Below are 23,616 nucleotides of genomic sequence, written 5' to 3'. Positions count from 1 at the left end.
GTTCCCTTCTGCTTTATTAGTTGTTACCCCACCTGTCAGGAGGGTAAAGCAAGACGAGCAGAAATATGACGCCACTACGACCTTTGTATACCAATAAATTTTACATAACGACAAAACAAAAAAGCCCACCGCCTTGAGGGGGTGGGCTTGCCGACGCTCGATGGCTTAGGCAGCGGTCTCTTTTAGAGTCGCCATGTCGATCACGAAGCGATAGCGCACGTCACCTTTCTCCATGCGCTCGAAGCCTTCGTTGATCTTGTTGATATCGAGCATTTCGATATCGCAGGTGATGTTCTGCTCGGCGCACAGCTTGAGCAGCTCTTCGGTTTCCGCAATGCCGCCGATCAAAGAGCCTGCCACGACGCGACGCTTGAACACGAGGTTGAACGCTTCGATGGCCGGTTCGATGGGCTCTAGCAGGCCGACCAGAATGTGCGTACCGTCATACTTCAGCGACGCCAGGTAGGGGTTCAAGTCGTGCTGAACCGGCACGGTATCGAGCATGAAGTCGAAGGTTTCGGCCACGGCATCCATCTGTGCTTGGTCGCTGGAGACCACCACGTGGTCGGCACCGTTGCGCTTGGCTTCTTCGACTTTGGCATCGGAGCGCGTGAATACGGTCACTTCGGCACCCAGCGCCTTGGCCAGTTTGACGCCCATGTGGCCCAGGCCACCCATGCCGATCACGCCGACCTTGTGGCCTTTGCCCACGCCGTGATGCTTCAGCGGCGAGTAGGTGGTGATACCGGCACACAGGATGGGCGCAGCGGAGGCCAGATCGATACCGTCAGGCATCTGCAGAACGAAGTGCTCGCTGACCACGATGGAGTCGGAGTAGCCGCCCTGAGTCAGGGTACCGTCCTGGCGGTCCGGGCTGCCGTAGGTCATGGTGAACCCTTCCAGGCAGTACTGCTCTACGCCATCTTGACAGGCAGAGCAGGTGCGGCAGGAATCGACCATGCAACCCACGCCGACCAGGTCACCGGCTTTGAAACGGGTCACGTCGCTGCCCACGGCCGTGACGCGGCCCACGATTTCGTGGCCCGGCACGACCGGGTACTGGCTCATGCCCCAGTCGTTACGGGCAAAGTGCAGGTCGCTGTGGCATACGCCGCAGTAAAGGATTTCAATGGCAACATCGTCGGGACGCGGCTCACGACGATCAAAGGTAAACGGCGCGAGGGGCTTGTCAGCGGAAAACGCGGCGTAAGATTTTGCTTGGCTCATGAAAACTCCTTTTTAAATACATCCCGCAGGTGCGGAAAGGTGCTTCCATTATTGGCCGCCTAAGGGGAGATAGCGATGAACGAAGCTACGTTTTTTTTGCTTATTTCTCTAATCAGGTGCAATAAAATAACAAAATAAGTCAGAAAAACGTCATAATTCTCGCAACCCAACGATTACAAAGCGTAAGGAGAGTCCATGGCCAGCACCGCCCATGTCGGCAATGCCCTTGCCGACCTCATCACTCCGCTCGTAAAGAGCGATGGACCCAGCCCCTCCCGCCTGAACCGCGTCAGCCTGCTCTGCCTAGGCCGACACCAGGTACGCACGCCGCTAATGTATGAACCGAGTCTCATCATCATCGCCCAGGGGCGTAAAGTGGGCTATCTGGGCGACCGGGAGATTCACTACAACCCCGGGCACTACCTGGTTCAAACGCTTCCTCTGCCATTCGAGTGCGAGACCCACGGCTCTCCGGAGGCGCCGCTGCTGGGCATTTCGGTCAAACTCGACCCGGCACTGCTCAGTGAAATGGTCACCGCCATGGGCGACCGTTACCAGCCGGACATCACGCCCCTGCCGATGGCCTCGGTGGCAATGAACGAGGGGATGCAGGCGGCCGTCTTACGCTTGGCGCGCACCTTGCACGATGCGGTGGAGTGCAGCACCATGGGAGATGCCCGCATACGCGACGTGGTATTCGAGGCGCTCAAGGGCGAACAAGGGCCTGCCTTACGCGCGCTGGTACAGGGGCACGGCAACTACTCACGTATCGTGCAAGTGCTCTCGCAGCTCCACAGCCACTTTGCTGACGATTTTTCAGTAGAGCAGCTCGCGCAGCAGGCGAACATGAGCGTGTCGACGTTTCACCAGCACTTCAAGCAAATTACCCGCGCCTCGCCTGCCCAGTACCTCAAACGGCTGCGCTTGATCAAAGCGCAGCAGCTCCTCTTGCAGGATAGCCACAACGTGAATCAAGCTGCACTGGCGGTAGGTTACCGCAGCGTGCCGCAGTTCAGCCGCGACTATAAACGCTATTTTGGTGAGTCGCCCCTCCAGCATCGCCGCCAGGAGCAGGCGCTGCGCGCGTAAGGCGCACGGGCGTTCGACGCTTATTTAGCGAAGATTTGGCGCTTGTCTTTGAAGGCCTTGAACTCCAGCGCGTTACCGCAGGGGTCGAGCAGGAACATGGTGGCCTGCTCGCCTACTTCACCTTTGAAGCGAATGTAAGGCTCGATGACGAAGTCAGTGCCACGCGCTTTCAACCGCTCGGCCAGCGCTTCCCACTCGTCCCACTCCAAAATCACCCCAAAGTGCGGCACCGGCACGTTATGACCATCTACCGGGTTGGTGTGGGCGCTCTCCTGGCCCGGCGTTTTGGGGTGCTCATGAATGACGAGCTGATGGCCGAAGAAGTTAAAGTCGACCCAGTGATCGCTGGAGCGACCCTCTTCCAGACCAAACACGTCATTGTAAAAAGTACGCGCCAAGGCAACGTCGTACACCGGAATCGCTAAGTGGAAAGGGGAAAGGCTCATGGGTATCTCCTGATTGAGTGCTTTTGTTGGTAGATGGCTAGCGCGCTGCGTTAGGTCCGTGTCACTATCCTAAAAGGCGACATGTAAAAATAAAATCAATTGTTTTTTGATCTATTCACAACTTTTATTGATGAATACATAGACCATGATCCGCGAACTCAGGACGCTCATCGCCGTTGCCCAGCACGGCACCTTTGCGGCAGCGGGCAAACGTATCGGCTTGACCCAAGCCGCCGTCAGCGCGCAGATGAAGCGCTTGGAGGCCGAGCTTGGCGTGGCGCTGTTCGAACGCAGCGGGCGGGCAGCGGTTCTCACCCAGCGCGGACACGAAACGCTGCAACAAGCCCAGGTACTGCTGGCCCTGTACGGCACCTTAGGCGCCTCCTCCGCTGGGCAAGAGGCCGCTACCCGCGTTACCTTGGGGGCGATAGCCTCCATTCAGCGCTCGCTGCTACCAAGCGTATTGGCGCGCTTTCATCGCCAATTTCCCGAATGCCGCTCCCGCGTGGTGCCGGGACTGTCACTGGCGCTGATGAATCAGGTGGATGCGGGAGAACTGGATATGGCGGTGATCATTCGTCCACCTTTTTCGCTACACAGCGACCTACGCTGGCAGCCTCTTGCCCATGAGCCGTTTCGGTTACTGGTGCCCCGCCAAATGGCCGGTAACGATTGGCGTGAGTTACTCTCCAGCCAGCCGTTCGTGCGCTATGACCGCGCCTCGTTTGGCGGGCGCCAGGTCGACCGCTTTCTGAGAGACAATCACTGCCAAGTACATGATGTGTGTGAAGTCGACGAGCTCGACGCCATCGTACAGCTAGTGGCCAACGGCGTGGGCGTCGCGCTGGCACCGCAACCAAGCGCTCTCCAGCGCTGGCCCACTGGCGTGCGGGCCATCGACTTGAACGAGCACACCTTCCATCGCGATATCGGTATCGTTCACCGCGCCAGCGGTCAGCTCAGCGAACCGGCCCAGGCCCTGGCCGCCCTGCTGACGCAAGTAGCCACCAAGTAACCGCTGCCGCACACTAAAACGCCAGCCCGAAGGCTGGCGCAAATGAGCCCATCCTGCACGTGGCCTAGGCCTCGGTGGTGTTCTCGTCTTCCGTAGCGCTGTCTTCTGTAGCGCTCGGCTCTTCTTGCGATGCCTCGTCAGCGGCTTGGTTGGATTCGTCTGCGGCGTCGGCCTCGTTGGACAGATTCATGGGCTCGTCTAGCGCGAGCGTCCGTGCCGTGTAAGCGCGCACCTCGCTCAACAGCTCAGGGTTCTCTGCCAGCTTTTGGCCGTAGGAAGGAATGATCTCGGTCAGCGTGGACTGCCACTCGTCGCTTGCCACGTGAGTCGGGAATACGCGGTCCAGCAGGCCAAGCATTATCGACGGCGCAGTCGAAGCACCCGGCGAAGCGCCCAGCAGCGCAGACATGGTGCCGTCTTGCGACGTCACGACTTCCGTACCGAATTGCAGCACGCCGCCACGCTCGGGGTCGTTCTTGATGATCTGTACGCGCTGGCCCGCCGTCCACAGTTCCCAATCGTCGCGGTTAGCGTTGGGGTAGTACGCTTGCAGCGCTTCGAAGCGGTCATCGTCAGACATCAGTACCTGGCCCACGAGGTAGCTCACCAGATTGAAGTTATCCAGACCGACTTCCACCATGGGCCAGGTGTTGTCCAGCGTCATGGAGCCAAACAAGTCCGTCCAAGAGCCCTCTTTCAAGAACTTGCTGGAGAACGTGGCGAAGGGGCCGAAGAACAGCGCCGGTTCACCATCCAAGTAGCGCAGGTCCAGGTGCGGAACGGACATGGGCGGCGACCCTTCCCCCGCTTTACCGTACGCTTTCACGTCGTGCTGCGACACCACGTCCGGGTTGGTGGTGTAGAGGAACTGGCCGCCAACGGGGAAGCCCGCGTAAGCCTCGGCCTCGGGAATCCCCGATGCCTGCAGCAGCGGAAGCGCAGCCCCGCCTGCGCCGATGAACACATAGCGCGCATCGACGGTGCTCTCTTCACCGCTTTCCAAGTTGGCAATGGTGACGTGCCAAGTGTCATCGTCGTTGCGGGTCAGGTCGCGCACTTCGCTGTTCAACCCCAGCGTGAAGTGCTCGCTGCGCGTCAGCGCTTCGACCATCTCACGGGCCTGAGCCCCGTAGTTCACCTCGGTTCCCATCTGCATGCGCGTGGCAGCCACCGGGCGGTCGTCGTTTTCACGACCTTCCATGACCAGCGGCATCCACTCGGCCAGCTCAGCGCGATCTTCCGAGTACTCCATGCCCGCGTACAGCGGATTCTGCGTCATGGCGTCGTAACGCTCGCGCAGGAAATTGACGTCCTCATCGCCCCACACCACGGCAATGTGCGGCACGCTATTGATAAATGAGGAGGGCTCACCAAGAATGCCGTTCTCGACCTGATGCGCCCAGAACTGACGAGAGATCTCGAACTGCTCGGTGACGTTGATCGCGCGCTGGATCTCGACACGGCCACTGGCATCCGGCGTGTAGTTCATTTCCATGAACGCAGAGTGGCCGCTACCGGCGTTGTTCCAAGCATTGGAACTCTCTTGAGCGACTTGATCCAGGCGCTCATAGAGATGAATGTCCCACTCAGGCTCTAACTCTTGCAAGTAAGTGCCCAGGGTCGCGCTCATGATACCGCCTCCAATCAGCACTACGTCGACCGGTTCATCGGCGGCGACGGGCATGGCGGCAAGGGCTAACAGTGGTGAACAAAGTAACAGACTTAAACGTTTTTGCATGTCATGTCCCTGACGATACAGAAATGACGTGCCGGAACAGCGGGTGCCCAGCGTCGAGGGGATAAAAATTGCGACGAAAGTCTAACAAATAACCCTGTTCACGGGAACATAAAAGAAATCTTAAATGAGAATGAAAGGAATTAACGCATGAAGCCAGAAGACCTGGAAACATTGGTGACGCGAACGATGCCGTTTGGCAAATACGAAGGCTGGCTCATCGCCGATCTACCGGGCCCTTATTTGAACTGGTTTGCCCGGGAGGGGTTTCCCAACGGCGAGATTGGACAGCTCTTGCAACTGATGCATGAGATCGACCATAACGGCCTGAGCGATCTGCTCACACCGCTACGCAACCGTTAACGAGCGCGCAGCGCCTGCGCTCGCTCTTCCATGTAACGGTGGCGATGCTGGTCGGGGTCGTCCGGAAACCGGCCTAGCGCGACGGCTTTCTCGAAAAAGCCGGTGGCCGGTATGTCGTCACCCCGACGGCTGATGACCAGCGCGGCGATCATGGGTCGCCCGGCGGCGACGTCCTCGTCCATCAACTGCTCGAGCGCTTGGGCCACCCGTGCAATGGTGCGCGGGGGCGTCAGCCCTAGCGCGCTGGCAACGTGCTGATAGGTCATCGGCAACGCGTTGGAGGGAGCTTGCATCAGAAGGGCACGGACTTGGCGGGCAAGAGCGTCGACATCGGCTGAGTGCATGGGGGAGTTACTCGTTCTAAGCGGCGGTAGAGAAAGATAGCCACGCTACCACATCGCTGGCTATGCTGTTGCCAATGCGTGACGATTGAGTGGCAATCACCAAGAGGGAGCTTATGGTTAGACAACGCCCACATCAGCCCGCCAAACGCCGCTGGCTCCATGTCATCGTTTGGTTGAGCGTGCTGGCGCTGCTGGCAGCGGCACTACTCATGGCAGGCGCTGGTCCCGCCTATCGCTGGCAGTGGATCTCCTTAGGGGAGGCCTTCAATCTACTGCGAAACGGCGTTTATGCGGCGACGGCCGCCGTCGCGCTGAGCGTACTCGTGCTGCTGGTCAGTGCCATCCTGCGGCTCGGGGGAACGGCTATCGCGGCCATTGGCGTTCTGCTTGCCACGGCCACCCTACTCTACATGCCATGGCAACAGTGGCAGCGCGCCCAAGAAGCGCCGGTGATTCATGACATCACCACCGATACCCAGCAGCCGCCCCCATTCGTTGCCCTACGCGATGAGCGCGAGGCGGCCCCTAACGGGGTGGCGTATCCAGGCGATGCCACTGCCGAGCAGCAGCGCGCCGCTTACCCGAACGTACAACCCCTGGTGGTGAATGCTCCCGCCGCGACCGTGCTGGCCGCGGTTCAAGCCGAAGTAGATGCCGCCGGCTGGGACATTGCCGAGATCACCCCGACCCGTTTGGAAGCCACTGCCGTGACGCGCTGGTTTGGCTTTGAGGATGACGTGGTGATTCGACTGACCGAACAGGGCGAGCGTACTCAGGTGGACATGCGGTCGGCATCGCGGCTGGGTGCCAGCGACGTGGGCACCAATGCGCTGCGCATCGAGACCTTTTTGAACGCACTACGCAAGCGGTTGGAGTAGCACCGCGCCGACCTTAATGAACGCGTTTTTGGTGGTCATCCCGCGTACGTTCGCTGGCCAAAATCTGCTGGGCGTCCAGCTCGCCAATGGGCACGGTCACGCTGGCGGGAATCTCCCCCCTTAGCTGTAGGGCCTGGTAGCGCAGCGCACACACCCGCAAAAACGAGGTGAAGTTACCCAGGTCATGCCCGGCATCGATCGATTCATGGTACAGCCGGGTGATCATCTGCGCGGTGTTCATTCCGTCGCGCTGGGCAATCTCTTCCAGCAGTTGCCAGAAATAGTTCTCCATCCGCACGCTGGTCACCATGCCATCGATACGCAGTGAGTGCGTGGCGCTGCGCCACAGTGCCGGGTCCGCATCGATAAACAGTTTGCACATGGTCACTTCCTCCAAACCCACCGTCTCCGATTAGCATAGCGGCTGAGCGAGTGCGCGCCCAGCAGAGGCGCGCACCTTCACGACGAGGCCACTATTTGTCGAGTAGCGCCATGAACTGCGCCAGCCAAGCGGGGTGGGCGGGCCAAGCGGGGGCCGTGACGAGGTTGCCATCGGTCACCGCCTCGGTGACGTCTAACGCTGCGAACCGACCACCGGCCAGTTCGACCTCGGGCTGGCAAGCGGGGTACGCCGAGCACTGCTTGCCCTCCAGCACCTTGGCTGCCGCCAGCAGTTGAGCCCCGTGGCAGATCGCCGCGACCGGTTTCTGGGTATCGAAAAAGTGTTTCACCATGGCGAGCACGTCTTGATTGAGCCGCAGGTACTCCGGCGCTCGACCGCCGGGCACGACCAGGGCGTCGTAATCCGCCGGGTCGACGCTTGCGAAATCCGCATTGAGGGCAAACCGGTGGCCTGGCTTTTCGGTATACGTTTGGTCGCCTTCGAAGTCGTGAATGGCAGTGGCCACGGTATCTCCCGAAGCCTTACCCGGGCAGACTGCATCGACACGATGCCCGACCGCCATCAGCGCTTGGAAAGGCACCATGGTTTCGTAATCTTCGGTGAAGTCGCCGGTGATCATTAAAATGCGTTTGCTGCTCATCTCCGTTCTCCTTGTGATTGTCGTCGGTCGAGCACGCGGTGGGCGTGTCATGGCAGACTAGCAAGCCATCAGGCGGGATAGGTAGTACGCCGTTACTACATGCCCAATGGCACCCGCTCATCATAAAAAAGCCCGCTACGAACGAGCGGGCTTGAGCTGGATGGATATCGATTACAGCAGCGCGTCGATGGGCCGCTGCCCATCCAGCAGCGTTATCTCCTGGTTGATGAGACTCGGGGTCTGCACCACGCGAAGCAGTGCATAAGCCACGTTGGCCCGGGAGATCTGGTTGTCTCCCGCTTCCTCGACGCTGTTGGCGAATTTGTGCGTCGGCGCCTCATCGGTGAGACGGCCGGGCTTCAAAATCACATGGGAAACGTCGCTGTGCCGCAGGTGCGCATCGGCTGCGAATTTGGCGGCCATGTAGGGGCGCATTTTTTCGGGGGCTTCCAAGGGTTTTTCCGCCCGAATGGCGCTGACCATGATGTAACGCGACAGTCCCTGCTGGCTGGCGATATCCGCCGCACGGATCGCGCCAAACAGATCGATGAGTAGCGTTTTGTCCGGCCCGGTGTGCGGGCCAGAACCGGCGGTAAAGACGATTTGATCGCACCCTTCGAAGGCGTGTTCCATGTCGCCTTCTAAGTCGCCCACGACGGTTTGAATGCCACGCTCTTGAAACCAGGCGGCCTGCTCTTCATGGCGAATCATGGCTTTGATGGGCGTGCCAGCCTCTTGGGCTAACGCGCAGAACTGTTTACCGATCTGACCATTGGCACCAATCACTAGGGTCGTCATTTTGCCTCCTTGTCTATCGTGTCTGCTTTATCAGTGTAGGCGGCACGCCTAAAGTTCAACCCTAGAGGCAAAAACCGCGGGCACCTTTCGGTGCCCGCGGTAAGAACGTTGGTCCCGCTCATCGGCTTACGTCAGGCGCGCGTGCTCCTCACGAGCAGGCAGCGCAGCCTGTTGTCCGGCGCTGGGACTGACGTGAAAGCGGCTGACCAGCGTATGCATGTCGCCCGCGCGCTCATCCAGCGTTTGGCTAGCGCTGGAGGCATCTTGAACCAAGCGCGCGTTTTGATGCGTCACCTGATCCAACTGGGAGATGGCTTGGTTGATCTGATCGATACCCGCCGACTGCTCTTTTGTGGCATCGGCAATTTCGGTGACGTAGCGGGTTACCTCCGAGAGGCTGTCGATGATGTCCTGCAAGTGATGGCTCGACGCGTTGACCAACTGCTCGCCTTCGCTCACTTTTTGCACGCTGTCGTCCACTAGATGGCGAATCTGCGCTGCTTCTTCTGCGCTGCGCCCCGCCAGCTTGCGCACTTCCTGTGCCACCACGGCAAAACCGCGCCCCTGCTCACCTGCACGGGCCGCTTCTACCGAGGCGTTCAGCGCCAGCAGGTTGGTCTGGAAGGCGATGTCGTCGATGGCTTTGATGATGGACGTGATCTTCTCGCTCGCCTGACGAATATCGCTCATGGCGGCCGTGGTGCGTTTAGCCACGTCGCCTGCAGAGCGCGCCCGATCATCCACGCTGCTGCTGGCTCCTTTGGCCTGATCGGCGTAGTCAGCGGTCTGCTTGACCGTGGCGGTAATCTGCTCGAGGCTGGAGGCCGTCTCCGCCAGCGATGCCGCCTGTTGGTCCGTGCGCTGTGACAGGTTTTCATTGCCGGAAGCAATTTGGCGGCTGCTGGCGGCAATCGCCTCGGCGCTTTCACGAATCTGCGACACCATGCCTTCGAAGGTGTCCATCATCCGGTTGAACGCCTGGGCGGCTTGGCCGACCTCATCGTTACGCTGAAGCGCTAACCGCATGGAGAGGTCGGCGTTTTCACCGGCGGCACCGCTAATGCTCTCCATTTGACGACGCATGGCCACCAGCGGGCCAAGCACACGTACCAGCGTGCGCCAGCCAAAGATGGCCAGCACCCCGATGACCCCTGCCGTCACCAAAATCAGTAGCGTACGCCCTGCATTGGCCAGCGTTTCGGCTTCTTCGCTGGCACTGGCTGCCTGGGCAACGGTATAGGCTTCGATGTCACTAAGCGCTGCGCGCATTTCGGTCGTCGCGGCAGCCACATTGGTCAGTGCGGCCTGTACTTGGGCCCCCAGGTCCAACTGCTGCTGGCGCAGCGCATAGACCGAATCGGCGTCTTCCACCATCACGCCGTTCAGCTCGACGATGACCTCATCGAGTTCGCTGATCAGGGCGCGCTGCTCGACGGTGGTGCTGGGCGCCTCGGCGATCGCCGCCAGGGACTGGCGCGCCAGCGACACCTGTTGGGAAATCTCGTTGCTGCGCAGGTTGACCAGGGCATCGATGCTATCCACCTGCATCATTTGCCGCCCTAAATCGGACAGCGTGGCAACGGCCATGCGCGCATTGCCACTCAGGCGACCAATATCGACCCGGGCGGTAAACATATTATCCAGCAGCTGGGTAGGCAGCGTCGTGGTGCCCTCCTCCCGCCAGGCTTCCATCAGTTCCCGCTGGCGGCGCTCTTCACGCACTTGAGCCAAGGCAGTACGCCCGGCAATGTCTTCGGCACTGCGCATGACGTTGGTGATGGCCGCTTGCATCTGAACGATCTGCTCGTCCATCTGCGCTTGCAGAGTCAGCGCATCACGGCGCACGTTTTCCAGCGCCTCGTCACCGGCCAGCAATGCGTCATACTCGTTGTCCAGCGCGGCAAGCTGTTCGGCGGCATCGGTTTGCTCGATACGCGCCAGCCCCGTACGCGCTTGGCGATAGCGCGCGTCCAACTCACTACGAGGCGTCACGTCATCTAGCGCTTGGTTGCTGTTGACCGCCAGCAGGTCGGCATGGCGCTGCCCAAAGGCCCCCATGGTCAACACCATGCTACGGCTGGCGTCTTGCAGCGGCAGCACCTCATCGGTCACAAAGTGCTGGACGTTGATCAGCCGCTGGTTGGTCATCCAACCCGTACCTGCCAGCACCATGCTACCCAGCACGGCGGCAGCAAAGAGGCTAATGAGCATCGCGCGGATACTTATGGTTTTTTTCATCAGGGGTATTCGCTGTGTCAGAGATAATGCATACGGAATATGGAACCACGATTACTGCACTAAGTTGTTCCAATCCACCGGCTCGAACTGGCCGTTTCGGATAATGGTGGGCCATACGGCATCGCTGGCTTGATGGTCGTTCGGCCCTAGCGTCAGCGGCTCGCCAACGCCGATATCGATGCTGCCCAGGCTCAGCAGGCCATCCACGATGGCTTCACGATCTGGTTGATCACCTGCGGCTTTGACGCCTTCGGCAAACAGTTTGGCGGCCAAATAGCCTTCCAAGGAGATAAAGTCCGGGTTGGCATTGGGCGCGAATTCCGCCAGTGCCTGACGGTACTCTTCGACCGCAGGCAGGTCGGCGTCCAACGGGGGCACGACTTGCGTCACGATGACGCCTTCGGCCAGCGGGCCGAGCGTGTCCAGCAGCGCTTGGCTACCCACGAACGAGACGTTCAGGAACAGCGCATCGGGCAGGTCTTGTCGTGCTTCGCGAATGAAATCCGCAGCGGGGCCAAACGTGCCGACAATGATCACCGCCCGAGGAGTGACCGGCGCTTGCAGAATGCTGGCAAGGCCTTGGTGAATGTTACGCGTACCGCGAGTGAAGCGGCCATGCACGAGCTGAGACGTGTTCGAGAAGCCCTGCGCATTGAGCGCGCGAATCGCGCCGTTGTAGCCCGCATCGCCGAAGCTATCGTTCTGGGTAAAAAATGCGATTTCCTCAGGCTCGATACCGGCGGCCAACAGCCCCTCGATCATCGTCGCCGTCTCTTGCACGTAGCTGGCCCGATAGTTGATCACGTAGCGGTCTGGCGGGGAGCGACGCAAAATACCGGCGCCGGTAAAGGCCCCAAATAGCAGCGTCTTTTCCTGGTTGTAGATGGGTATAGTGACGGCGGCAGTAGGTGTTCCTACGTTGCCGATGGCCGCCAACAGGTTGTCATTTCCCACCAGGTCGCGGGTGTGTTTGGCCGCCAGCAGCGGCGAGTATTGGTCATCGAAGGTCGTCAGGCTGAGCGTTTCTCCATCGATGCCGCCTTCGCTGTTGAGTTGGGCGAAATAGGCCTGCACCCCTTGCTGCATACCGATGCCCAACGGCGCCGCGCTGCCGCTCGCTGGGGCCACCATGCCAACCTCAAGCGCTGCGTGCGCCAGTGGTGCGGTCAATAGTCCCGCCGTCATGAGCCATGTCGTGATTCGTCGCATCGATTCTCCCCCACATCGTGGTGCTTTTTTCTCTTATCGGCGGAAGAATATACGACTTAAGCCTAGCTAGCTTTAAACAGAATGTAATAAAACGTGTCTTGGACTAAGAGGGACGTTCGATGGCGAAACGGTCGGTGATACGCACGTAGTCGCTCCCAGCCAAACGGCCGATGGGCTGGAGCGCCTCCATATCCACATGCCGTCCATCCCAGAGCACATCGTCGATATGTATCGCGACGACTTGCGCCAGCACCAGGCTGCCTGCCAGCGGCCGGTCGCCAAAGCGAACCACGTCCACCAGCTTGCAGCCAAACGCCACCGGGGCTGCTGCGATGCGAGGCACGCGAACGCCCGACATGGCGGCCTTCTCGAGCCCTGCCAAGGTGAACTCGTCCTCCCCCCTGGGCAGGCTCGCGCTGGTGGTGTTGAGCGCGTCGACCAGCCCTTCCGTGCCTACATGCACCACGCACTCATCGACCTCTGCCAAGTTGCGCAGCGTATCTTTGGGTTGCGCGCTACCATCCAGCAAAGGCGAAAACGCCAGGATGGGTGGATCGATGCTGGCGACGTTGAAAAACGAGAACGGCGCTAAATTGGCGTTACCGTGCTTGTCTTGGGTGGCCACCCACGCAATGGGCCTTGGGCACACGCTGCCCGACAGCAAGCGATAGAGCGTACCTGCACTGAGAGGGGACTTTTCGAGTAGGGTATCCATGGGCGCTCCTGATCACTGGGTGATAACGATGCCCTTAATAGGCCGCCGACGCCCGCCCCCTGTCAAGTGTGTTAGCCTTGTACGCACATTGAAAGACGAAGGATCTGAATGCTCACTATTTCCAACAGCGTTAGCTTGGCCGATTGGGAAATCGACTTGAGCCAAATTCGCGCGCAGGGGGCTGGCGGTCAAAACGTCAACAAAGTCGCCTCTGCCGTGCACCTGCGTTTCGACATTCAGCGCTCGACGCTACCGCCGGTTTACAAAGAGCGGCTGATGGCCCTCTCGGATCAGCGCATTAGCAAAGAGGGCGTGGTGATTATTAAAGCCCAGAGCTACCGCACCCTGGAGTTGAATAAAGAGGATGCCTTGAACCGCCTGCAGGCGCTGATCAAGAGCGTAGCCAAACAGCCTAAAACGCGCCGTCCCACCAAACCCACGAAAGGCTCTCAGCGCCGCCGGGTCGATCACAAAACCCGCAAAGGCAAAATTAAGTCGCTGCGTGGTAAAGTGCCGGTGAGCTAGCGCTGCACGCGCCGCTTTTCTCTCTACCTGACACAGTGACCTTGATGCCAACGACACCCCGTCCGCTTTCGCCCTGTATCCACGTTTGCCAAATCGTGCCAAGCACCCAGATGTGCAAAGGGTGCGGACGTACGCTGGATGAAATTGCCTGCTGGGGAAGCATGACCGAGGCCGAGAAGGCCCCGGTATGGAAACGTATCGAACAAGCGGGCTATGTCGAGCGGCAGTCCGATGATGCCGCCCCAGAGTGAACGCTTGGGATCGCTCAACGCTCTTCGTCGTGGCGGTCGCTCAAGATATGGTGAAGTTCACCACAGGCCACCATCGGGTCATCGCAGTTGATGACGATGTTCGACTCCGCCAGCACGTAGCTGCGTCCGGTAATGGTGTTTTCTACTACTTGGTAAGCGCCTTCTTGATGCGTACCGGTAAAGGTACCGATGAAACCGGTCTCCCGCAGCGATATCGTTTCTAACTTGTCGCCCAGCTTTAACCGCCCTTCGTAATTCATCAATGCCAGCCGTGCCGACGTACCGGTGCCCGTCGTACTGCGACAAATCACGCCCGGGTGAACATACGTCGTGGAGCGAGAGCGGATATAGCCTTCCGCCACCGGCTCTTCTGGCCCCATGAAGTGCAAAAACGGCAGCGGCCCCACATCCCCGAGGGTGTAGTGGGAGAAGCCGCGCTGCGCCTGAATCGCCTCGACGATTTTGTGAGCGCACGCCGCCAGCGCCTGCTCTTCATCACGCACCAGTTTGAAGCCCAGCGCCTCGGCATCGACCAGGGCGTAAAAGCCGCCGCTGTAAGCGACCGAGTAAGTCACTTCACCGATCCCCGGGACTTGGATGGTGTCGCGGTAGGTGTCGATATAGCTGGGCAAGCCTTCGCAAGTCACGGATTCCACCACGCCGTTATGCACCCGCGCTTCGATTTGCACCAAGCCCGCCGGGGCTTCCAGCTTGAAGCGCTGAATCCCCTCCTGCTTGGGCACGATACCGGTCTCGAGCACGGCCGTCGCCGTACACAGCGTGTTCGAGCCCGAGTAAATTGGGTAACCCATCACTTCCATGATGATGTACCCGGCAACTGCTTCTGGGTCGGTGGCGGGCACCAATAGATCCACCGACATTTCGGGAATGCCGTAAGGTTCTTCCAGTAGCAAACGGCGCAGCCCATCCGCGTCGTCACGCAGGTACTCCATCTGCTGGCGAACCGTGGCACCGGGCAACGTATCAATACCGCCAGTGACGATGCGGCTCACATCGCCCCCGGCATGTGTGTCCAACAATTGAATCGTATGAAGGTTTTTCACTCACCCGGCTCCTAGGCAGTGGTAATGGCAAACGGTGCACCGTGGGTGTCCCACTGAGCATCGGGGACAATAACGATTTTCCCCAGGTAGTTGCTGCCCCGGTTCACGAAATAGCGCTCGGCCTGATGTAATGCCGAGAGTTTGAACGCGCCGTGCAGCACCGGCTTTAGCTCACCGCTACGAATCCAGGCGATTAGCTGCTCTGCCTCCTCGCGAGTGCCGTGGGAGACCCCGAATATCTGCACCTGATACAGGTAAATGCGGGTCCACATGATTTCGCTAAGATTGCCACCGCTAGCACCGGCAATGGAGAGCCGGGGATACGTGGTGCGGCGCTGCATATCGCCAATCATGGTATCGATGAACAGGTCGGTCATCTCGCCACCCACGAGATCCATCACGGCATCGATGGCTTGCCCCTTGGTTTCCGCCAACACACGCTCGACAAACGTCGGTAAGTCACCCCGATCGATCACCGCTTCTGCGCCCAGCGAGCGCAGCGCGTCGGCTTTATCGAGCTGACTGACGGCGTAGGGAATCGCGCCGACGATGCGGCAGAGTTGAATCAATGCCGTGCCGACCCCTCCGCTGGCACCGCTGACCAGCACGCGCTCGCCCGCCTGGACGTTAGCGGCGGTCATCATGTGATAGGCCGTTTGATAGGAGCACATGCCCATGGCCGCCAGCTCCGCATCGTGCAATTCGGGGTTGGCCACGTGGTGGAACTGATCGGCAGGCACCGCCACGTACTCGGCGTAGCCGCCATCGGCACCGTGGCCATAGTAGTCCGGCGTCAGGTTGATGTCGCGACGCTCATCGGCGTATAGGTTGAAATCCAGCAGACCGCGCTCGCCGATGCGCTGGGCGTCAACGCCCTCCCCCACGGCGACGATCCGCCCAGCCACGTCTGCCCCCTGTATGCGAGGGAACGTCAGCGTTGGGGAGCCGCCCATGGCAAACGAAGTGACGTCCTCTTTCCCTTTGGTGGGGTATAGCCCTTCGCGTGCTTTGCGGTCGGTGTTGTTTTTCGCCGTGGCCGTGACCTGCACCAACACCTGGCCGGGGCCAGGTTGTGGCGTGGGCACGTCTTGGCGGTACTGCAGAACGTCTACATCACCGTGGCCGGTCAAAAGCATCGCCGACATCGTGGCCGGTATCGCCGCGCTGTTATCCGTATGGGCCATGGGTGGGCTCCTTATTCAGTGCATATGCCGCGACAATAACAAACGCCGGGCAAGGTTCAAGGGACTAGCCGAAGACCGGCACACCGATGAGCACCGGGTGTAAGTAGAAGGCAAACAGGGCATACGCCACTACGCCGATCGCCACCGTGGCCAGCGTAGCCGCCAGCGAGGTCGTTGCCGGTGCAGCGGGCTGTTGACGGCTACGCTGTTTCGCGGCTTTAAACGCCAAGATTGCCCAGACGAGAAACGCAGCAAAGAAGAGCACATCGCCCAGTCGGCCATTCACAAGCAGGTGCGAAAACGCCCAAATCTTGACGGCCAGCATCATCGGATGGCCCAGTTTGGCTTTGATCGCATTGCCCGGCACATACGCCGCCACCAGCATGATAAAGGCGGGCAGCATCAGTAGCGCTACTGCATGGCGTAAGCCCATCGGCGGAAACCATAGGTGGATAGGGTCGAGGCGCGTTTGACCGTAGCCATATATGGCGATGGCAAGGCCAATGAGGGCCACCACGGAGTAAGCCAGCTTCCACGTGCTCTGGCCACGGTTAGCGATCTGCTGCTGTCGCCAGGATTCCGCAAAGATACGTACCGAGTGCCCGCCTAAAAAGATCAGCAGGCCTAAGATCATGAGGGTCATGGTGGTCACTCTCCGGTGAGTTGCAAGTCGTTGGTCGAGTGGGAGCATGCCACACTCCTTGGCAAACCACATGGCGCGGCGTCAACTTTTCGCCAATAGTGATGGAGAGCAAAACCCGTCAAGCTAGACGACTGACTGTGCCTCTGCCCTCGCCAAGGATCGGTATGCTTCACTTCCCCTCGACGTACCATCGCCGTCTCACCTGGACCTATTTTGGGCTGTTCATTGCCATTGGCATGACCGGCGGCCTGCTTGGCCCGGCCCTGCCGCACCTGGCCGAGGTCAGCGGTGCCTCCATGAGCCAGATCGCCGTGCTGTTTACCGCACGCGCCGTGGGCAACATGAGCGGCGCGATGGTCACCGGGCTGCTCATGGACCGCTTCAACGGCCACCGCGTGCTGGTGATGATGGGCGTGCTGGCGGTAGCTGGGCTAGCCGTGGCTCCGCTTAGCCCGCTTTTGCTGCTGTTGACGCTTCTATTCATGCTGCTGGGGTTTGCGGAGGTATCGCTCAACGCGGGAGGCAACACGCTGCTGCTATGGCTGCATCGAGATGCGGCAGGCCCCAACGTGAGCGCCCTGCACTTCTGCTTTAGTTTCGGCAACATGCTGACGCCGCTGATCATGATTGCCGCGCTATCGCTCACCGGGCAGTTCCATCTCACGTTTTGGATCGTTGCGGCTAGCGTGGCGGTCATGTTGTGGCCGCTGTCCCGCTTCGTCAGCCCGACCATGCCCACCGTCGACCCTCATCCCGACACCGCGGCCGCCCTCAAGCACCGAGACCCGCTGCTGCTGGGGCTATTCATGCTGCTGTTTTCCGTTTATGTGGGCATCGAGATTACGTTCGCCGGTTGGGTTACCGCGTATGGCACGCTCTCTGGGTTGAGCACCGAGCAGGCGGCGCTGCTGGCAACGCTGTTTTGGCTGGCGCTATCGGCAGGGCGTCTGCTGGCGATTCCGCTGCTGCGCGTTTGCTCACCTTGGCAGGTGCTTGCCGGCTGCTTGGCGCTGGGGTTGAGCGCGGCGGCAGGGCTGCACGCCAACGCGCTGCCGCTTAGCGTCGGCGCGCTGCTGTTTGGCCTATCCGCCTCGGCTTTCTTCCCCACGCTGTTTGCGCTGTGCAACCAGTCGATCGTCATGCGAGGACGCACCACCGGCGCCATCTTCACCGCTGCGGGCAGCGGTGCGCTGGTCATCCCGTCACTGACCGGCCCACTGTTGGATATGGCGGGGGCCCAGGCGTTTCCCATTCTACTGGCCACGCTTTGGCTACTGATTGCACTGGGGCTGATGCTGCTGGCGTACCGTCTGCGGCAGTTGACGGCTCGGCAAGGGCTTTAAAACCAGTCTTTCCGTTTGAACAGCCAAATGAGAATCCCACCAATTCCGAGCATGGCGCCCCAAACGAAAAAGTAGCCGTACTGATAGCTCAGTTCAGGCATGTACTCGAAATTCATGCCGTAAATACCGGCGATAAACGTCAACGGAACGAAAATAGCGGTAATCACCGTCAATACGCGCATGGTGATGTTCAGCTGGTGAGACGAAATGGAGATATAGCCATCGACCAAATCACCACAAATGTCGTAGTACATCTGCGTCAGCGTATAGAGTCGCTCGAAACGCTCTTCGACATCGGTAATGGCATGCAGCGTTTCGCTTTCGCCTCGGGGTAAATGCGCGTAATCATACGCCGTCAGCTCTTGTGTGATGCCTTTGTGGTAGCTGAAGATGCGGCGCATTTTGACCAGACGAGAACGATAAGTGGTGATTTTACGCATCAACACATCGTTGCCGTTCTCCAGCAGCTCATCTTCGAGATCGCTCAACTCCGTCTCGAACTCCAGCAAGCTGTCGATGTAAAAGCCCGCAGAGGTATACATCACTCTTAACGCGACCTGCTCGGGCGATTGGGCCAGCAGGGCTTTGCCGTGCTCATTGAATAAACGCTCGATACTGAGCGCCTCGCCGGGGTGCAGCGTGACCAGAAAACGCTCGCCAACAAAGAAACAGACCTGCTGGGGCACGAAATTGAGCTGGGCATCGAACGACGAAATACCGCGATAGATGATCAGCGTGTGATTGTCGAACTCTTCGATCTTTGGGGGGTGGCGCTCTTTATGAGCATCTTGGATCGCCATGGGGTGGCAATCGAAACGCTCTAGCACGTCACGCTCCTGCGTTTCGCTCTCGCCTTTCATATCGACCCACAGATGTGCCGTGGGCATGCGTTTCCACTCGTCCATCAGGCTCAAATCGCCCTCACGCACATCGCCTTCTGGGGTGGTCAATAAACAACGAATCATACGCGTCCCTGGGTTCGTTAAAGAGGGTTGGGGGTATCCGCCGGACGCGCCAACGCGACACGCGCTTTACCTGCGCGTTTGGCGTTATACATGGCGTCGTCGGCACGTTTCAGCAGCTCCTGTGGCGTCTCAGCCGCGTTGGGCACGAACAGCGCCACGCCAATGCTGGTGCTCACTCGCAGCGTGGCACTCCCCACGTGTAGCGGCTCTTCGATCACCTGAATCAGCTTGTTTGCCAACGGTTCAAGAGCCTCGGTAGTCACCCCTTCGAGCAGTACGACGAACTCATCTCCCGCCCAACGGGCAATGAAGTCCGTCTCGCGGACGGCGTTCTGAAGGCGCTGCGCGACCTCACGCAGCAGCTCATCGCCCATGCCGTGGCCGTGCTGGTCGTTGATGCGCTTGAACCCGTCGAGGTCCAGAAACAGCACGACAAGCGGCGCCAGGGTACGACGTACCCGCGCCATCGCTTCGGGAAGCCGCTCATCCAGTGCGCGACGATTGGGCAAGCGCGTCAGTACGTCCTCTCGGGCCTGCTGGTCACGCAGACGCTCAAGCTGCTGGCGTTCGGTAATGTCGTGGATGAAGACGCTGCGGCGCGGGCGGCCATTCACTTCAAAGCTCTTTAGCCGCACCTCGACCGGCAAGCGAACCCCGTCTCGTCGTATGGCGTCGCAGGTCAAGGGCATCGCGGCGTCGTCACAGGTCAGCCCCTGTGGGAACATGAGCGAGGTGAGTGGGCGCGTCAACGCGTCTTTGCGGCTCCAGCCGAACATGCTTTCGGCGGCCCGGTTCCAGTCCAACACGCGCCCCTGCGCATCGATGCTCAGGTAGGCGTCGTAGGCAGACTCGATCACCAAATTGAGCTCACGCGTGCGCTGCTCAATACGCTGTTCAAGACTTTGATGAAGCGCCGTGAGCGACTGCTGAGTGGCGGCGCGAATTTTCTGCTCGTTGATGAGCCGCTCGCGCAGATGAATTTCGCCGATCACGATATCGGCCAAATCCTGCATCGCAGCTTGTTCCTGAGGAGTCAACTGGCGCGGCTGCGTATCCATCGCACACAGCGATCCAAGCACTAGACCATGGGAGTTGCGCAACGGTATCCCGGCATAAAAACGGATGCCGCCGGGTTTCGTCACGATGGGATTGGTAGCGAAGCGCTCGTCACTCTGAGCGTCTTCGACCACCAGCGGTTCGTCCTCCAGCACGGTATAGGCGCAAAACGCCATGTCCCGGGGGCTCTCGGAGAACTCCATGCCTACTTGCGACTTGAACCACTGACGGTCGGTATCGATCAAGCTGATGGTGGACTTAGGAACGCCGAGCAGCACGGTGACCAACCGCGTGATGCGATCGAAAACGGGCTCGTTCGGCGTATCCAGCAGGGCCAGCTCGTTAAGCGCAGCCAAACGGGCGGTTTCGTTAGGGGGTAACAGGTGGCTCATGGCGATCACACCTAAGTGGTCATCAGTCCCCTAACAGCATACCGTGAAACGGAATTTTCTGCTCAACGCCCCACTTAACGCACGGCGATACGCCGCGGGGTCAACCCGGCCCACACCACGCTCACCACCGTGGAGAGCAGCAGCGCCCCCACGAACGGCCCCAGTGTCGGTACGCTACCGGGGAACGTCGCGGCCAATACTCCCGCGCTGACGCTACCTTGACTCAGCCAGCCAGGCAGCACGGCGCCTACTAGCCCCGCTAGCCCACCGCTGATCGCAGCCGTCGGTGTCATTCGTTGCCACAAGCCCAGCAGCACCGGCACCACGATCGCTGCACACAGCAGGTCGGCAATCAAAAACAGCCGCAGCACCGACAGCCCCTGTAAAGCAATCACGATCACGGGCAGCATGATGGCCACGGTGAGCCAGCGCGCTTTGTTGAGGGCCTCGGGCCGGTGGCCGCTGGCCCACAGTGACGCAATACCGTTTTGTAAAGTGTCGACGCTCGAGGTGACCAGCGTGACGGCCAGGACCAGGGATGGCAGCGTGATCCATACCGGGGCATCGCTAAGCAGCGCAAAAAACGGCATGGGCGGCTCGCCGAAGCTGACCCCGCTCATCGCTGCCATGATGCCAACACCACCGATCACCATGACGACCAGAACGGTCAGGCCGCCGCCCAGCCAGGCACCGCGCCCCAGGCTCGCGTCGTCTTGGGCCGCCCACACCCGCTGCCAATAGCCTTGGTGAAACAAGTTCGCTGCTGTCACGGCGATCACCAGCGTCAACGCGACGCTGAGCGAGCTACCGATGGGGAGCGACGGGAATTGTGCGTCACTCGGCATATTGGGTAGTCGCCAGAGCGTTACGCTGGCGACGGCGAGCAGCAGTGCCAAAAGCAGCCACGCTTGCCAGCGGTCGGTGGCGAGACTTGCCCGGAGCCCTCCCATCACGGTGTAGACCAGCGTGGTGAGCGCCACCCCGATGATGACCACGGCAGGAGGCACGTCGGAGAGTAGCGCGGTAATCGCCCCGATGGCGGTGAGTTCAGCAGCCAGGAAGCAGCCCATGTAAGCCACGGAAACGAGCGCGACGAAGCGGCGCACGCCCGTGCCGTAGCACGTATCAGCAAACTCGGCGATGCTGCGCCCTTCCGGCAGCGCTTGGCGTATTTTGGGGCCATAAAGGCCCAGCACGATGAAAGGCAGCGCCGAGCCAAGCGCATAGCCCAGGAGCGCCACGGGGCCCACGAACGCGCCAATTTCCGGGGGCGCAAACAGAATCCACGCCCCCATACCCGAGGCCAAAAAGGAGAGCCCCAAGGTAGACGCGGTTTGAGAATTGCGGGCGGTGACATAGTCATCCAACGAACCGCCACCAAAGCGGGCCCGAAGGCCCAAAAAAGCAAAGCAGCACAACGCTGCGCCTAATACGAGAGACGTTAGGTAAGGCATGTCGCGCTTCCTCCGCCGGTACGAACCGGATCAGGTTCCAGGGTCTGCGTTACGCGCATTCTCAGCCCCGATGGGGCTCCCCTGGCGACAGTGAATGGAGGCGACATCCTCAATCAAACTAGCGCATTAGTAAAGTCTCAGGTGGTCTGCCGAGCACTCTCCTCCGGCTGTTTGGGGACGCGCCCCATCGTATAGAACTCGGCGTTGGGCGGCGTTCCCGCCAGCGTCACCAAGCGGTTGGACATGCCGAAAAAGGCCGCAATGGCACCAATGTCCCAACAGTCGTCCAAGGTAAACCCAACGGTTTCCAGGCGCATTTGCCACTCGGTTGAAAACTCCCCCAGCTCGATGGCGCTATGCAGCGCAAAATCGAGCATCAACCGATGACGCTCGCTGAGTCCCGCCACGCGATAATTAATGGCGATATTGTCCGCCAGCAAAGGGTCTTTACTATAAATACGCACCAGCGCGCCATGGGCGACAACGCAGTACAAACAGCGATTACGGGCACTGGTGGCCACGACGATCATCTCTTTTTCCGCTTTCGTCAGCGTATCGGACGCCCGGTCCATCAACGCATCGTGATAGGCAAAAAAAGCACGGAACTCCTGGGGACGATGCGCGAGCATGAGAAATACGTTGGGTACGAAGCCCGCTTTTTCCTGCACCGCTAACATGGCTTCCCGGATATCCTCGGGAACTTCTTCTAGCGTCTCAGGAAGTGTAAATCGACTTATCGAGACAGACATACGCACTCCTGTTTTTTGTAACGTGGCGCCTAACTGCTGAATGGCGTTTACTCGTAACAAATTGCTAACTAAAGAGTCTTTCAATACGCCTTAACGCTCGCCATACTCTTAATGATTTAATGTCATAAGAGCCGTACGCTATTAGCCAAGCGGTGTACTAACAGGGAAACCACCATGTCATACTCCGAAGCAAAAGAGCACACGCCAGGGCGTTTGCATGAACTGTTCGCCGACCCTTACCGTGCGTTCGAAAACGATACGGATGAGCGTCAGTTGCATATCCGCGTCATGCTTCACACCCTGCTGGCCCGCCCCATGAAGCGAGGTCAGGTAACGCTTCGTGTGATTCACGGCTGGGAGAACGGTGGCTTCGAACCCGCCGACCTGCAGCACGCCGACTTTACCCTGCACAGCCTGACAGATTTCGATGCCGCCGTGACGCGCTTCGCTACGGCTGCCGAGAAAAACGCACCGTTGCCCGCAGATCAAACCGCCATCCTGGCCGAGCCGCTAGCCGACGCCATTGCCGATGCCGAAGCAGATGGCAACGCACTGACCGACGACATCCGCGAAACGCCGGCCCGTTGGCCCGCGTTCGAAGGTGGGCTCGCCCTCTACACGCTGTTCAAGATGTACCACCGCTTGGTTTACGGCGAAGATGACACCTACCGCTGCTCCCAGTGCGACACCCCCCACGGCCCTCGCGAGATCCATGAGTTTCATTTGGAGGAGGGCGAGTTTGCGCTGCTGGTGCCCATCAGCGAGGAGCAGGACGCGCCTTATTTGCTAGTCCTTCACGAAAGTCAGCTGGGTCCCATCGCCCAACTGCTCTCGGAAAGCCTGCCGCTGTTCGAACGTTATTGAGCTGCGCGCCTCCTCGGCCGAGGAGG

25 protein-coding genes and 1 riboswitch are annotated in these 23,616 nt (G+C 59.8%); of the genes, 8 read left to right on the top strand and 17 right to left on the bottom strand.

Going from position 1 to position 23,616, the window contains the following annotated elements:
- Positions 1-165 precede the first annotated feature (165 nt).
- Positions 166-1,227: an NAD(P)-dependent alcohol dehydrogenase gene (locus QIT27_RS05060; RefSeq protein ID WP_285263086.1), complete on the bottom strand. Its 1,062-nt coding sequence runs from the start codon at positions 1,225-1,227 to the stop codon at positions 166-168.
- A gap of 195 nt (positions 1,228-1,422) precedes the next feature.
- Here QIT27_RS05060 and QIT27_RS05055 point away from each other — a divergent pair, with 195 nt between their 5' ends.
- On the top strand, positions 1,423-2,316 hold the full coding sequence (locus QIT27_RS05055; protein ID WP_159342834.1) for an AraC family transcriptional regulator: 894 nt from the start codon (positions 1,423-1,425) through the stop codon (positions 2,314-2,316).
- A gap of 20 nt (positions 2,317-2,336) precedes the next feature.
- Here QIT27_RS05055 and QIT27_RS05050 read toward each other — a convergent pair whose 3' ends face one another.
- A complete protein-coding gene (locus QIT27_RS05050; RefSeq protein WP_159342835.1) occupies positions 2,337-2,762 on the bottom strand; it encodes a VOC family protein in 426 nt (141 codons plus the stop codon).
- Between the two features lie 145 nt (positions 2,763-2,907).
- Here QIT27_RS05050 and QIT27_RS05045 point away from each other — a divergent pair, with 145 nt between their 5' ends.
- Positions 2,908-3,777 (top strand): LysR family transcriptional regulator, encoded by an 870-nt coding sequence (locus QIT27_RS05045; RefSeq protein WP_285263085.1) that lies wholly within the window; start codon positions 2,908-2,910, stop codon positions 3,775-3,777.
- 64 nt (positions 3,778-3,841) lie between these two features.
- On the opposite strand, the gene mqo is transcribed toward QIT27_RS05045, so the two are convergent.
- Positions 3,842-5,515: a malate dehydrogenase (quinone) gene (gene mqo / locus QIT27_RS05040; protein ID WP_285263084.1), complete on the bottom strand. Its 1,674-nt coding sequence runs from the start codon at positions 5,513-5,515 to the stop codon at positions 3,842-3,844.
- Positions 5,516-5,662: 147 nt separating this feature from the next.
- Between mqo and QIT27_RS05035 the strand changes: the two genes are divergently transcribed.
- Positions 5,663-5,875, top strand: coding sequence for a DUF3820 family protein (locus tag QIT27_RS05035; protein WP_159342838.1), 213 nt, complete (start codon positions 5,663-5,665; stop codon positions 5,873-5,875).
- On the opposite strand, the gene QIT27_RS05030 is transcribed toward QIT27_RS05035, so the two are convergent.
- Positions 5,872-6,219, bottom strand: coding sequence for a hypothetical protein (locus QIT27_RS05030; RefSeq protein ID WP_159342839.1), 348 nt, complete (start codon positions 6,217-6,219; stop codon positions 5,872-5,874). The two genes, QIT27_RS05035 and QIT27_RS05030, sit on opposite strands and share 4 nt — an antisense overlap.
- A gap of 113 nt (positions 6,220-6,332) precedes the next feature.
- On the opposite strand from QIT27_RS05030, the gene QIT27_RS05025 reads away from it, so the two are divergent.
- Positions 6,333-7,097: a DUF1499 domain-containing protein gene (locus QIT27_RS05025; protein WP_285263083.1), complete on the top strand. Its 765-nt coding sequence runs from the start codon at positions 6,333-6,335 to the stop codon at positions 7,095-7,097.
- Positions 7,098-7,110: 13 nt separating this feature from the next.
- On the opposite strand, the gene QIT27_RS05020 is transcribed toward QIT27_RS05025, so the two are convergent.
- The 6 genes from QIT27_RS05020 to QIT27_RS04995 form a co-directional block, all read right to left on the bottom strand.
- Complete coding sequence (locus QIT27_RS05020) at positions 7,111-7,479, bottom strand: ribbon-helix-helix domain-containing protein (RefSeq protein ID WP_285263082.1); 369 nt, start codon at positions 7,477-7,479, stop codon at positions 7,111-7,113.
- Positions 7,480-7,570: 91 nt separating this feature from the next.
- Positions 7,571-8,140 carry a DJ-1/PfpI family protein gene (locus QIT27_RS05015; RefSeq protein WP_159342842.1) on the bottom strand — a complete coding sequence of 190 codons (570 nt, stop codon included), beginning with the start codon at positions 8,138-8,140 and terminating at the stop codon, positions 7,571-7,573.
- Positions 8,141-8,311: 171 nt separating this feature from the next.
- Positions 8,312-8,938, bottom strand: coding sequence for an SDR family oxidoreductase (locus tag QIT27_RS05010; protein ID WP_285263081.1), 627 nt, complete (start codon positions 8,936-8,938; stop codon positions 8,312-8,314).
- Between the two features lie 126 nt (positions 8,939-9,064).
- Complete coding sequence (locus tag QIT27_RS05005) at positions 9,065-11,176, bottom strand: methyl-accepting chemotaxis protein (protein ID WP_285263080.1); 2,112 nt, start codon at positions 11,174-11,176, stop codon at positions 9,065-9,067.
- 51 nt (positions 11,177-11,227) lie between these two features.
- Entirely contained in the window at positions 11,228-12,385 is a 1,158-nt protein-coding gene (locus QIT27_RS05000; RefSeq protein WP_285263079.1) for an ABC transporter substrate-binding protein, read from the bottom strand.
- Between the two features lie 103 nt (positions 12,386-12,488).
- The gene (locus QIT27_RS04995; protein ID WP_285263078.1) at positions 12,489-13,100 is read right to left on the bottom strand and encodes a flavin reductase family protein; all 612 of its coding nucleotides are present in this window, start codon (positions 13,098-13,100) and stop codon (positions 12,489-12,491) included.
- Positions 13,101-13,208: 108 nt separating this feature from the next.
- Between QIT27_RS04995 and arfB the strand changes: the two genes are divergently transcribed.
- Complete coding sequence (gene arfB / locus QIT27_RS04990; protein WP_285263077.1) at positions 13,209-13,625, top strand: alternative ribosome rescue aminoacyl-tRNA hydrolase ArfB; 417 nt, start codon at positions 13,209-13,211, stop codon at positions 13,623-13,625.
- 44 nt (positions 13,626-13,669) lie between these two features.
- Positions 13,670-13,876 (top strand): DUF1289 domain-containing protein, encoded by a 207-nt coding sequence (locus QIT27_RS04985; protein WP_285263076.1) that lies wholly within the window; start codon positions 13,670-13,672, stop codon positions 13,874-13,876.
- Positions 13,877-13,890: 14 nt separating this feature from the next.
- On the opposite strand, the gene QIT27_RS04980 is transcribed toward QIT27_RS04985, so the two are convergent.
- The 3 genes from QIT27_RS04980 to QIT27_RS04970 form a co-directional block, all read right to left on the bottom strand.
- Positions 13,891-14,940, bottom strand: a complete 1,050-nt coding sequence (locus tag QIT27_RS04980; RefSeq protein ID WP_253017968.1) for a proline racemase family protein — start codon at positions 14,938-14,940, stop codon at positions 13,891-13,893.
- Between the two features lie 11 nt (positions 14,941-14,951).
- Positions 14,952-16,124 (bottom strand): alcohol dehydrogenase catalytic domain-containing protein, encoded by a 1,173-nt coding sequence (locus tag QIT27_RS04975; RefSeq protein WP_159342850.1) that lies wholly within the window; start codon positions 16,122-16,124, stop codon positions 14,952-14,954.
- A gap of 64 nt (positions 16,125-16,188) precedes the next feature.
- On the bottom strand, positions 16,189-16,767 hold the full coding sequence (locus QIT27_RS04970) for an NnrU family protein (RefSeq protein ID WP_159342851.1): 579 nt from the start codon (positions 16,765-16,767) through the stop codon (positions 16,189-16,191).
- Between the two features lie 164 nt (positions 16,768-16,931).
- On the opposite strand from QIT27_RS04970, the gene QIT27_RS04965 reads away from it, so the two are divergent.
- The gene (locus QIT27_RS04965; RefSeq protein ID WP_285263075.1) at positions 16,932-18,110 is read left to right on the top strand and encodes an MFS transporter; all 1,179 of its coding nucleotides are present in this window, start codon (positions 16,932-16,934) and stop codon (positions 18,108-18,110) included.
- Here QIT27_RS04965 and QIT27_RS04960 read toward each other — a convergent pair.
- The 4 genes from QIT27_RS04960 to QIT27_RS04945 all read right to left on the bottom strand — a co-directional run bounded on the left by QIT27_RS04960 (position 18,107) and on the right by QIT27_RS04945 (position 22,726).
- The gene (locus QIT27_RS04960) at positions 18,107-19,075 is read right to left on the bottom strand and encodes a magnesium transporter CorA family protein (protein ID WP_159342853.1); all 969 of its coding nucleotides are present in this window, start codon (positions 19,073-19,075) and stop codon (positions 18,107-18,109) included. The two genes, QIT27_RS04965 and QIT27_RS04960, sit on opposite strands and share 4 nt — an antisense overlap.
- 17 nt (positions 19,076-19,092) lie before the next feature.
- Positions 19,093-20,523 (bottom strand): sensor domain-containing diguanylate cyclase, encoded by a 1,431-nt coding sequence (locus tag QIT27_RS04955; RefSeq protein WP_285263074.1) that lies wholly within the window; start codon positions 20,521-20,523, stop codon positions 19,093-19,095.
- Positions 20,524-20,597: 74 nt separating this feature from the next.
- On the bottom strand, positions 20,598-21,977 hold the full coding sequence (locus tag QIT27_RS04950) for a sodium:solute symporter family transporter (RefSeq protein WP_285263073.1): 1,380 nt from the start codon (positions 21,975-21,977) through the stop codon (positions 20,598-20,600).
- Positions 21,967-22,070: riboswitch (TPP riboswitch) on the bottom strand. Its footprint overlaps the gene before it by 11 nt.
- A gap of 44 nt (positions 22,071-22,114) precedes the next feature.
- Entirely contained in the window at positions 22,115-22,726 is a 612-nt protein-coding gene (locus tag QIT27_RS04945) for a peroxidase-related enzyme (protein ID WP_285263072.1), read from the bottom strand.
- A 174-nt stretch (positions 22,727-22,900) separates the two neighbouring features.
- Here QIT27_RS04945 and QIT27_RS04940 point away from each other — a divergent pair, with 174 nt between their 5' ends.
- Positions 22,901-23,590, top strand: coding sequence for a hypothetical protein (locus tag QIT27_RS04940; RefSeq protein ID WP_159342857.1), 690 nt, complete (start codon positions 22,901-22,903; stop codon positions 23,588-23,590).
- Positions 23,591-23,616 lie beyond the last annotated feature (26 nt).

This window comes from Halomonas sp. LC1, assembly GCF_030247125.1.
GTDB lineage: Bacteria > Pseudomonadota > Gammaproteobacteria > Pseudomonadales > Halomonadaceae > Vreelandella.
This window is presented reverse-complemented; position numbering and strand designations above follow the sequence as displayed.